General features: G+C 31.8%; 9 protein-coding genes. 5 read left to right on the top strand and 4 right to left on the bottom strand.

Annotation, left to right across the window (positions count from 1 at the left end; genetic code table 11):
• Nucleotides 1-5: 5 nt before the first annotated feature.
• From K354_RS0104650 to sodN, 3 genes are all read right to left on the bottom strand, one after another.
• The gene (locus tag K354_RS0104650) at nucleotides 6-1502 is read right to left on the bottom strand and encodes a phosphoadenosine phosphosulfate reductase domain-containing protein (RefSeq protein ID WP_084607321.1); all 1497 of its coding nucleotides are present in this window, start codon (nucleotides 1500-1502) and stop codon (nucleotides 6-8) included.
• Between the two features lie 243 nt (nucleotides 1503-1745).
• Nucleotides 1746-2039: a S24/S26 family peptidase gene (locus K354_RS0104645; RefSeq protein ID WP_024954344.1), complete on the bottom strand. Its 294-nt coding sequence runs from the start codon at nucleotides 2037-2039 to the stop codon at nucleotides 1746-1748.
• Nucleotides 2036-2512, bottom strand: a complete 477-nt coding sequence (sodN, locus tag K354_RS0104640) for a superoxide dismutase, Ni (RefSeq protein ID WP_024954343.1) — start codon at nucleotides 2510-2512, stop codon at nucleotides 2036-2038. Before sodN ends, K354_RS0104645 begins: the two co-directional genes overlap by 4 nt.
• Before the next feature lie 223 nt (nucleotides 2513-2735).
• On the opposite strand from sodN, the gene der reads away from it, so the two are divergent.
• The 5 genes from der to K354_RS0104615 are packed head-to-tail and all read left to right on the top strand — an operon-like array spanning nucleotide 2736 to nucleotide 9158.
• Nucleotides 2736-4133: a ribosome biogenesis GTPase Der gene (gene der, locus K354_RS0104635; protein WP_024954342.1), complete on the top strand. Its 1398-nt coding sequence runs from the start codon at nucleotides 2736-2738 to the stop codon at nucleotides 4131-4133.
• Nucleotides 4130-4639 carry a shikimate kinase gene (locus K354_RS0104630; RefSeq protein WP_024954341.1) on the top strand — a complete coding sequence of 170 codons (510 nt, stop codon included), beginning with the start codon at nucleotides 4130-4132 and terminating at the stop codon, nucleotides 4637-4639. The genes der and K354_RS0104630 overlap by 4 nt, the downstream gene beginning before the upstream one ends.
• Nucleotides 4636-5604, top strand: a complete 969-nt coding sequence (gene trpS, locus K354_RS0104625) for a tryptophan--tRNA ligase (RefSeq protein ID WP_024954340.1) — start codon at nucleotides 4636-4638, stop codon at nucleotides 5602-5604. The genes K354_RS0104630 and trpS overlap by 4 nt, the downstream gene beginning before the upstream one ends.
• A gap of 12 nt (nucleotides 5605-5616) precedes the next feature.
• Nucleotides 5617-6855: a serine--tRNA ligase gene (gene serS, locus K354_RS0104620; protein WP_024954339.1), complete on the top strand. Its 1239-nt coding sequence runs from the start codon at nucleotides 5617-5619 to the stop codon at nucleotides 6853-6855.
• Nucleotides 6855-9158, top strand: coding sequence for a tetratricopeptide repeat protein (locus K354_RS0104615; RefSeq protein ID WP_024954338.1), 2304 nt, complete (start codon nucleotides 6855-6857; stop codon nucleotides 9156-9158). The genes serS and K354_RS0104615 overlap by 1 nt, the downstream gene beginning before the upstream one ends.
• A gap of 28 nt (nucleotides 9159-9186) precedes the next feature.
• Here K354_RS0104615 and K354_RS0104610 read toward each other — a convergent pair whose 3' ends face one another.
• Nucleotides 9187-10746, bottom strand: coding sequence for a 2-isopropylmalate synthase (locus K354_RS0104610; RefSeq protein WP_024954337.1), 1560 nt, complete (start codon nucleotides 10744-10746; stop codon nucleotides 9187-9189).
• Nucleotides 10747-10825: the final 79 nt, after the last annotated feature.

The raw sequence follows: 10825 nt of genomic DNA, 5'->3' as shown, positions 1-10825 counted from the left end.
AGCCTTTATATTTTATTTTGATTATAACAAAGAAAATCATATAATTTTATAAATACTTTTTTTGTATCTATTCGTTTTGCATTTTTCCATTCTTTTCTTATATGTTTTTCTTCATCTTTTGAAGGAAAGAACTTATTTGTGATTTTTTCTTTATTTATATTATATTGAACTGCAAAACGTTTTAATGTTAGAATCGAAAAATCTTTAGAAAAATTTTTTTTTAAAAGATTATTTTTATAATAAATTTTTGCGAGTTTAGATTTACCTTTTAAGTCCTTAATTGCATTAGTAAGTTCTATGTTTATATTATGTTTTCTAGCATATTTAAACGCTGTTAGTTCAATATCTCCTTCATCTAACCATCTTTTCTGAATTAATATAATTTCTTGTACAGTTATAATTTTTTCACTCAATCTGTCCTGCAAGTCTAGTAGTTGCTTAAATGATTTTTTTCTTAATTGAAGTTTTAAACCCTTAGGCATTGTCATTCCAAATTTAGGATTATCTTTTCCACCTTTATTATATAAATCTTTTACTTGTGTTCTATGGTTATAAACATCTCTTGTTTTCTCCCAACCTTGTTGAGTAAGATTCCAAAACCAATCTCTATACTCTTTATATAGTTCTACGTTGTTATAACCACTCTTCATAAGTCCATCAAGGCTTTTATCTGTATCACGAACCATATAACATTGCCAACAGCCAAAGCGAGATACACCACAGCCTAACTTACCATCATCTATATTTTTACCACCTGCGGCAACGAAAGAACATTCACTAGCATTTTTACCACTTGCATCACTATATAGTTGCCAAAGAAAATCAACATTTACTAAATCATTTGTTTGTTTAAAAAGATACTCCCAAACATCTTTTGTTGTCCAATCTTCAATAGGCATAAGATTACTAGCATTTGGATATCTATCATTGATCTTTAGATTTGTTCCTTTCACAGATAACTTTTCTATTCTTGTTGATCTACTAAAACTTTCATCTCTTCTTGTACCTATTACAGATATAAATTTGCCATCTGGAAAAATTTCTTTAATTTTTTTATCTATTGGATTTACTTTTAGTTTATCAGTACACCATCTAAAAGTATTTGATGGTGGTGGCATACCTACACCAAGAAATTGAACATTTAAAGTATCTTTTTGTTCAGGAAAAACTTCTTCTACGATTATAGGTAGATCATGTTTTAAAGCATATGATCTAACACTGTCAAGTGCTTTTTCTAAATGATCTAAAAGAGGTGGAAGTTCTGCTAAAGTATTGGAATTTATAACATAGATCTTTTTATCTAAATCTATATTTTTTTCTCTTAGTTGTAAAAGCATCTTACAAACCAAATAGACTACTGCTGTACTATCTTTACCACCACTAAAAGCTACACATAATGATCTAGGATCATTTAAATAGTAGTATTCTAACAATTCTATAGCAAGATTATTTATTGTTTTATTTGATTGTGTTGTGTTCATAGTCATTTTACATATTAACATAATTAGTATTTTATCTTTATAATAAAATATAGAAAAAAGTACGTTAATGGAAAATAGATTTTACATAAAAAACTGTGTCCGTAACGAGACAGTAAACACATTTATGAATAATGAAATTGTCATATTTTATGCGTAATAGTCGTAGTTAAAGTATTAGCTTAACTCGGCTTATGTTGTGTCTTGTTAATAATTAAAAATTTGCTTTTCAAAAAGTATATTATTTATTCGAATCCATCCCTATGCTTAATAAGAAAATTTTGGAACCCTAAAAAGTATTTTATAAGAGATTTCTTCAAGGGGTATAGTGCCAAACACTCTGCTATCTACACTATGGGGTGTTGTGCCTACTACAAAGACTTGGGAGTTTTCTATGGAGCGTACTTGTTTTATCATCACCCCTACTCCTTTACGAGTAAAGGTGACGATATCTTTTGGCTTTACATGTAAACCAAATTTTACTCGAATGCCAACGACTAAATCACCCTCTTTATACAAAGGGTAAAGTGAGTCGCCGACAATGCGAAAAAGCTTTATCATACAACAGGATAAACTACATCTTCATTTGGAAAGTATGGGCTTTTTGCTACTTTTGTTTCCACACCTTTTAGTGCCCAAAAGATTTCTGCAAACTTATTTACTTCAGCTAGAAAAGCCATCGCTTTTTCACGAGAAACGTGTTGTTTTGCAGCACCTCCAAGCACCATGATATTGTGTACAATGGTATGGAGTTCTGGGTATTTTTCTAATTGTGGACCTTTAATAAAATCTCCCCAAATAATACGGATTTCTTCTTTACATTTTATAGCTTCACTCTCTTTAACAGTTACATAACGTGCCATTGTGTTAAAATAACTAACATCATCACTCTTAGGAAGTGCAAGCATTTGATCGACCATACGAACAACACTTAAAGCTGCTATTTGAGCTACGATAGGATCATAGATACCACAAGGCACATCACAATGAGCATGTGCAACTTCAGGTTTAAATACATTTAACAATGATTTCATTAAAAATCCTTTCAAAATTTAGTAATATTTTATCATAGCAAAATAAAACTTGTGCAAAATTGACAAAATTTAGTTATCTTTTAAAAACTTCACCCTTTTTTTTCCCTAAATCTTCTCTCATTAAAGATACAGCAAATTAGTGCTATAATAGATACAAAAAATACACTCTTATATTAAAAGTACAAATTATTTATTACATGTAAAGAGATTTAAAAAGGCAGTTATGAAAACTATAGCATTTATAGGATTACCAAATGTTGGTAAGAGTTCTTTATTTAACAGGATAGCAAAAAAGCGTATTGCTATCACTTCTGATTTTAGTGGTACGACTCGTGATGTTCGTGACCATGAGGTACTCATAGGTGAAAAACCTTGTACTATCCTCGATACTGGTGGACTTGACAGCTCAAATGAGCTCTTTGAAAATGTAAGAGAAAAATCAATGGAAGCGGCAGTAAGAGCCGACATTATCATCATGATGGTAGATGGGAAAATGCTTCCAAGTGAAGAAGAGAGAAAGATATTTTATTCACTTCAAGGTTACAAAAAACCAATCGCCTTAGTTATTAACAAAATAGACAATGACAAAGAAATAGAAAGAGCTTGGGAGTTTGACGAGTTTGGAGCCCAAAATGTGTTTCCTATCTCAGTTTCTCACAACCGTGGGGTTACTGCACTTTTAAATTGGATTGATGGATTTTTACCTGAGCTTGAAGAAAATTTAGAACTTGAAATAGAAGAAGATGATGATGAAAATATTGATTTAGAATCTATCTTAGCGCATGATATTGATGAGAAAATCGAAGAAGAAGAGTCAAACCAAATCAACATAGGGATTATTGGACGTACAAATGTTGGGAAAAGTTCACTTTTAAATGCATTAGTAGGAGAAGAAAGAGCTGTTGTTAGTAGTGTTGCTGGAACTACCATTGACCCTGTTGATGAATACATTGACTATGAAGACAAAAGATTGAACTTCGTAGATACTGCTGGTTTAAGACGTCGTGGAAAAATAGAAGGCATAGAAAAATTTGCTCTTATGCGTACAAATGAGATGCTTGAAGGTGCGGACATTGCCCTTTTAGTTCTTGATGGAAGTGAACCATTTCGTGAACTTGATGAGCGTATAGCAAACCTTGCAGATAAAAACAACTTAGCAACTATCATAGTTTTAAACAAATGGGACAAAAAATGTGAGAGTTATGAAAAAACTCTTGATGAACTTAGATATAGATTTAAATTTTTAGCATATGCTCCTGTTATCACCGTTTCTGCTTTAAACAAAAAAAGAGTTTACAAGATAAAAGATTTGATTTTAGAAGTTTACAAAAACTATTCTCAAAGAATTTCTACTTCAAAACTCAATGAAGTATTTAAAGAAGCGACGATAAGACATCACATGCCAGCAGATCAAACTAAAGAAGTGAAAATCTACTTTGCAACCCAATACGATGTAAAACCACCTCGTATAGTTTTAGTAATGAACAGACCAAAGGCACTTCACTTTAGTTATAAAAGATACCTTATGAACAAACTAAGAGAAAAGTTTGAGCTTGAAGGTAGCCCTATTTTACTTTATGCAAGAAAAAAAGGTGAAAGAGATGAAAGTTTAGACATATGAGTAAAAACTTAGTTCTTATAGGTTTTATGGGTGTTGGTAAGGGTACAATTGCAAGAGCTCTCATGAAAGAGACTGGTCTAGTTGGGGTTGATTGTGATGACTTGATAGAGAGTATGGAAAACCGAAAAGTCAAAGCTATCTTTGAAGCTGAGGGTGAAGAGTACTTTCGAGCCTTAGAGAAAAAAACTGCAAAGTGGTTAGAAAAAAGCGTAAAAAACACCCTCATCTCAACAGGTGGTGGTTTTTATAAAGTAAAAAATCTCCATAAAATTGGAAAAGTGATATACCTCAAATCAAGTTTTGAAGGTATCTTAGAGAGAATAAAATCTTCTGCCAATAGTGAGAAAAAACTAGCAAAACGTCCACTTTTAAGTGACATGAACAAAGCAAAAGCTCTTTTTGATGAAAGAGATCCTCTTTACAAAGAAAAAGCTGACATAATCATAAATGTAGAAAACAAAAGCATAGACGAAATAATCAAAAATATATTACAGGAAATTAAATGACACGTGTTTTAACAGGAATACAACCTTCAGGTGCCTTACATTTAGGAAACTATTTTGGTGCTATCAAGCAGATGAAAGATTTACAAGATAGTAGTGATCTTTTTATCTTTATACCAAACTACCATGCACTTACTTCACTAAAAGATGGAAAAGCTTTAAGAGAAAACACTCTTGACGCTGCTATTAACTTTTTATCATTGGGCATCGACCCAAACAAAGCGACTGTTTATGCACAGTCTGATGTAAAAGAGGTACTTGAGCTTTACTGGATACTTTCAGGTTATACTCCTATGGGACTACTTGAGCGTGCTCATAGTTATAAAGACAAAGTAGCAAAAGGTATCGCTGCTAATCACTCTCTTTTTTCTTATCCTGTACTTATGGCAGCTGACATACTTCTTTATGATGCTGAAGTTATACCTGTTGGAAAAGACCAAATCCAGCACGTGGAGATAACTCGTGATATCGCTATAAAATTTAATAACGATCATGGAGATATTTTTACTATCCCTGAGTATAAAGTAGCCCAAGAGCTTCAAACTATCCCTGGACTTGATGGTGCGAAGATGAGTAAAAGTTATGGCAATACAATAGATATTTTTCAAACAGAAAAACAGTTGAAAAAAACTGTAGGGAAAATAGAGACTGACTCAACTCCACTAGAAGATCCTAAAGAGTGGAAAGACTGTAACGTATATGCTTTAGCTAAACTATTTTTAGACAATGATGGTTTGCTAGACTTACAAAAAAGATACGAAAAAGGTGGCGAAGGTCACGGTCACTTTAAAATGTATCTTAAAGAGTTGATTTGGGAGTACTTTAAAGAAGCTAGAGAAAAAAGAGAACACTATCTAAATAATACTCAAGAAGTGTACGATATACTTGACGCAGGTGCTGCAAAAGCAAGTACTATTGCAAAGAAAAAAATGGAAATTATTAGAGATGCCGTTGGCATTTATCGTTAAGGAAAAATACAGATGTTAGATATAAAATTACTACAAAATGATTTTGAAACAATTTGTGAAAAACTAAGAAAGAAAAAAGTCAAAGAAGAAGTTCTTGATACTCTAAGAAGTATCTCACTTGAACTAAAAAAAGAGAAAAAAGTATTAGAAGAGTTACAAGCTGAACAAAATGCTAAGAGTAAACTTTTTGGAGTTTATGCAAAAGAGGGAAAAGATATCAATGCTCTTAAAGCAGAACTCTCTGAAAATAAAACAAAAGTAGCAGAACTTAACTCTCTTGTAAAAGATTTAGAAGAAAAATTAAGTAGTATTGCAAGCGAAATTCCAAATATTCCTGATGAGAGTGTTCCTGAGGGTGAAGATGAAAATGAAAATGTAGAATTAGGGCTTATTCTTACTCCTCCCACATTTGATTTTGAAGCAAAAGAACATTGGGATTTGGATAATGGTTGGTTAGATTTTGAAAGAGGTGTAAAACTTGCTAAAAGTAGATTTACTGCTCTTCGAGGTGATGGAGCAAAACTAAGCCGTGCATTGATAAACTACATGTTAGACTTTAATGCAAAACGTGGTTTTAGTGAAGTTTGTGTACCTTACATAGCAAACCGTGAAACACTTACTGGGACAGGACAACTTCCAAAATTTGAGGATGATTTATTTAAAATTGATGGTGAAGACCTCTTTTTAATCCCAACAGCAGAAGTTCCTGTTACAAATCTTTTTAGAGATGAAATACTCAACGAAAATGAACTCCCTATAAAAATGACGTGTTATAGCGAATGTTTTAGAAAAGAAGCAGGAAGTGCTGGACGAGATACTAGAGGGATGATAAGACAACACCAATTCTCAAAAGTAGAGTTAGTATCGATTACGAAACCTGAGCAGAGTGAAGATGTTTTTAATCAAATGGTAGATTGTGCTAGTGACTTACTGACTTCTTTAGGACTTGCTCACAGAAAGGTTATGCTTTGTGGAGGCGACCTTGGTTTTAGTGCTGCAAAAACAATCGATTTAGAAGTATGGTTCCCTGGACAAAACAGATATAGAGAGATAAGCTCAATCTCAAATACTATGGATTTCCAAGCACGAAGAGCAAAAATAAGATATAAAGATGGCAAGAAAAACAAACTTGTTCATACACTAAACGGCTCATCATTGGCTGTGGGTAGAGCTCTTATAGCAATTATGGAGAACTACCAAAACGAAGATGGAACTATTAGAATTCCTGAAGTACTTAAGGCTTACATGTAATGGCTGAAGAAGAGATAATAATCCTTGAAGCAGGTGAAGACGAAACTCTTGAACCCAAACAAGAAAAGAGTGAGCAAACAAAACAACCTATAGATCAAAAGAAAAAACTTTTTATCATTGGTGGTGTTGTTTTTCTTATTCTTTTTATAATTATTATAACTGTTATTATCTCTTTAAATACTGCTAAAGAGCCAAAAGTACTAGATGTCAATACAACAAAACTTGCAGAAAAACTACACAAAAAAAATGAATTTGACCAATTTTCACCTTCTAATTTAGAAAATATGATAAAAAAAGCAAATATTTTATATGAACGTGGAAACAAAAAAGAAGCCTTAACCGTATACAAAAGAATTTCGACTTTCAATGAAGCGATATCTTACTACAATATAGGTGTTGCAAAGCTCAAGGAAAAAGCTTATAAAGAATCTCTTGATTCATTTAAAAAAGCAATTGACAACGAAGAACAAAGATGTGTAAGTGCTATTAATGCAGCAGTTTGTGCACTCCACTTAGGTAAGCAAAATTTATTTAAATATTATATTGATTTAGCATACACATATCTCCCTATGGAAAGTAATGCTCCTTTATACTCATACTATGTTGGATTAATTAACTATTATAAGGGTTATTATTACGAATCTTTAGCAGCTCTTTCACATGCTAGTTCAAGCTACTATAATTATGAACAGGATTATCTTGCTTCAAAAATTCTCTCTTCAATTAATATAAATACTCAAGCAATCAATAGATTAGAAAAAAGTGCAAAAACTAATGACGCTTTTACTTTGGGACTTTTATATGCTAGGATTGGAGAGTTTAAAGCTGCGAAAAAATACCTTCTAGCAGCCAATGGAAACACTGAACATCCTTTACATGTAAAAACAGCTCTTGCCCTTGTTTATAATAAACTAGGTGAACTTCCAAATAGTGCAAAAATAATGAATGAACTCTATAAACAATATAATGAAAAAGCTACAAAAATATACCCTATAAGAGTAACTCTAAAAGACTCTTTATTTAATGTAAATATTGCACAAGAAGAGTTTGATAAAGCACTATTTTTTGATGATAAAAGAACATATAGTCTACTATTTTATTTTGCTCCTTTTAAAGTTTTTAATGCAAAACAGACTATCAATTTTATAAGAAAAGGGAGTATGAATGTTTTTATAGATGAGATAGGTCCTGCTTTATCTTATCTCAAACAGAGCTCTACTATGTCAAAAGTCAATATTTCAATTAGCTCAGGGATAAAAAAAGCACTTAACCATCATACAGAACAAGCAAATCAAATCTTTTTAAAGATGATAGATACATATCCAAAACACTCTATTCTTCACTACAATCTAGCTCTGACATATGCACAAATTGGTGATTTTTCAAAAGCATATAAACATTTTGCTAAAAGTTATCACTTAGACAACAATAATTATACCGCTGGAGCATTTGCGATTATGTGTGGTAAACTCATAAGAACTGATATAGAAAAATTAAAAGAAGATGTAAAAGCAAGTATAACGAGTGAAGATCAATTGGAAAAATCTAACCTTTTTATTTCATTAGTCCACTTAACAGAAAACAACCAACTCTCTTTAACAAGATGGTTAGAACATAAAAAGGAAAAAACTCCACTTAATCTCATTTTTGACACTATTATTGCGCAAAAGATTTTTAACGAAAAAGCCTATAGACAAAAAGCTACTCTACTCAAATCTGTTCTTCCAAGAGATATTATGGCAAATATTATCAACTTTAATGTTAAACATAAAAAAACAGATATAAAAAAATATGCAAAAGGCATACAAATAGACTTCAAAAAACTAGATTTAGATTATAACTCTTTTTATTATGGTCCAAGAATAGTAAAAGAATCTTATATTAAACTTCTTCAAATTGGAGGACTTTTATATCATGAGAGAAATCGTCTTATAAAAAAGATGGAATTAGAAAAAACAGATGTTGCTGCGATTGTACAAACTTTAGCCTATACCAACATCTACACTCATAATTTTGAAGAAGCTTATGTACTTTATAACCAACTTATTGATGAATTAAAAAAGACTGATAGTGAAACAATCTTTTTAGCTGCAGTAGCAAGTATAGGAGCTCATCATGTAGAAAATGCTGTTGCACTTTTAGAATTATCTAAACTAACTAATCCAAAAAATCTTGAAGCAAGATATGGATTAGGATTGTTGTATCAAGAAATAGAAAACTGGGAAGGAGCTACTATCCAATATAATAAAATAGATGATAGTAACTTTGAATCTAAATATTTTGCCTTTAAAATAACTAGGTAGACCAATTAAATTTGGCCTACTTAAAAAATTAAATATTTGCCCCAGTTTTATTACTACTACTTCTTAAACCATCTTTCATAGACATATAACTATTTAAAGCCCCTATATAAGCTTTTGCTGTTGCTAGCATAGTATCTACACTCAAACCATGTCCCATAATAGCTGGTTTATCATCTTCAAAGGCAACTTTAACGATAACTCTTGCAAGCGCATCTTTACCTTCAGTAACAGCGTCAACTTGATAATCTCTTAGTTCTCCATTGACATTACAAACTCTATCAATCACTTTAAACACTGCATCCATAGTACCATTTCCAATAGCCGCGTCAGTTACTTCTTTACCATCATACGCAATCGTAACAGCTGCGTTTGCAACACCACCAGGGTTACAATCACTTAATTGTAAAGTTACTAACTTAAATACTTCATTGATTTTTGTGATCTCTGCTGAAATTAATGCTCTAATATCATCATCAAAAATCTCTTTTTTCGCATCAGCTAAAATTTTAAATCTATCAAATGCTTCATTTATCTCTTCATCTTTTAAACTAAAACCTAATTTCTCAAGTTTATCTTTAAACGCATGACGACCTGAATGTTTGCCTAAAACAATAGAGTTTTTATCTAAACCTATATCTGTAGCTTTCATAATTTCATATGTTTCCATATGTTTTAAAACACCATCTTGATGAATACCACTTTCATGAGCAAAAGCATTTTTCCCAACAATAGCTTTATTTGGTTGTGGCTCAATACCTGTAATGCTAGAAACCAATCTACTTGTTGGATATAACTCTTTTATATTGATATTTGTATCATAATCACCAAATATATCATGACGTGTACGAAGAGCCATTACAACCTCTTCTAAAGCTGCATTTCCTGCACGCTCTCCAAGTCCATTGATAGTACACTCTACTTGTCTCGCACCATTTAATATACACTCAATCGAGCTAGCCGTTGCTAATCCTAAATCATTATGATTATGAACAGAAAGAATAGCACGATCACCTACACTTTCATGTAAAGATTTTATAATAGCTCCCATTTCACTTGGCATTCTATAACCTACCGTATCAGGAATATTTAAAGTTGTGGCCCCTGCATTTATCACAGCATCCAATATCTCTTTCATAAAAACTATATCACTTCTACCTGCGTCTTCACAACTAAACTCTACATCATCACAAAATGTTTTTGCATATGTTACTGCGTCTACTGCTTTTTTTATAACTTGTTCTGGTGTCATTTTTAGCTTATATTCCATGTGAATTGGACTTGTAGCAATAAAAGTATGAATTCTTTTCATTTTAGCTTGTGCTACAGCTTCACCTGCTGCTTTTATATCTCTATCTAATGCGCGAGCTAAAGAACAAACTGTTGCATTTTTTACTTGCGCGGCAATTCTTGAAATTGCATCAAAATCACCAGGACTAGCTGCTGCAAATCCAGCTTCAATTATATCTACTCCAAGTTTTTCTAATTGTAAAGCTAATTGTATTTTTTCTTCTGTATTCATTGAAGCACCAGGGCTTTGCTCACCATCTCTTAATGTTGTATCAAATATTTTTATATTTTGTGTGTTCATGGAATTATCCTTATTATTATCACTATAATGCCTTTAGATCAATACTAAAAGCTACGCTAATTCATTATGGGTTATATTA

Source organism: Sulfurospirillum arcachonense DSM 9755 (assembly GCF_000597725.1).
Lineage (GTDB): Bacteria > Campylobacterota > Campylobacteria > Campylobacterales > Sulfurospirillaceae > Sulfurospirillum_A > Sulfurospirillum_A arcachonense.
Note: the sequence above shows the minus strand (reverse complement) of the source record. Positions and strands in the feature narration are given on the sequence as shown.